Origin of the sequence: Blautia sp. DFI.1.216 (assembly GCF_020594215.1) — a bacterium.
Lineage (GTDB): Bacteria > Bacillota > Clostridia > Lachnospirales > Lachnospiraceae > Blautia_A > Blautia_A wexlerae.
This window is the reverse complement of record NZ_JAJDML010000173.1, coordinates 1-472: the sequence shown is the minus strand read 5'-3', so window position 1 is coordinate 472 and position 472 is coordinate 1. Positions and strand designations below refer to the sequence as shown.

The window sequence follows — 472 nt, the reverse complement described above, 5'->3', positions numbered from 1 at the left end:
AGCCTGCAAATAAAAAGTCAATACTAAAATTGAAGAAAGTTAAAAAACTTTACAGGTTAAAAATTAGGCATTAAAATAAGGCCACCACAACCAGTGCTGGTCTGAAAGTAAAAGTTTTGAATTAGCTTGGATCAGGAAGAACAGAAAGATATTCTTTCACTCGTCCATAGTATATTCTGAGAAATTTATTAGCACCTGCAGTCATATAAACATAGTAAGGCTTACCCTGGGTGCGTTTTCTGTCCATGAATTGATATACAGGATCATCCTGAGGCATGGTTTTGATAAGAACATCCATTACTTGAAAAAGAGTCTTTCTTAAATTTGAAGATCCACGTTTGGATGTTGGGACGCTTTTTTGTGCATAGGAACCAGATTCGTTTACCCCAGGATCAACTCCGGCGAATGCAGTAAGGGCTCCTTTATGCGTGAATCTGGTTACATCACCGATCTCAGCCATAAGCTGTGGACC

The 472-nt window shown here is 38.6% G+C and carries 1 protein-coding gene; it reads right to left on the bottom strand.

The window, feature by feature from the left end; translation table 11 throughout:
* Positions 1-121: 121 nt before the first annotated feature.
* Positions 122-472 (bottom strand): transposase (locus LJE11_RS19300; RefSeq protein WP_173700348.1); only part of this gene is annotated, 351 nt, incomplete at its 5' end.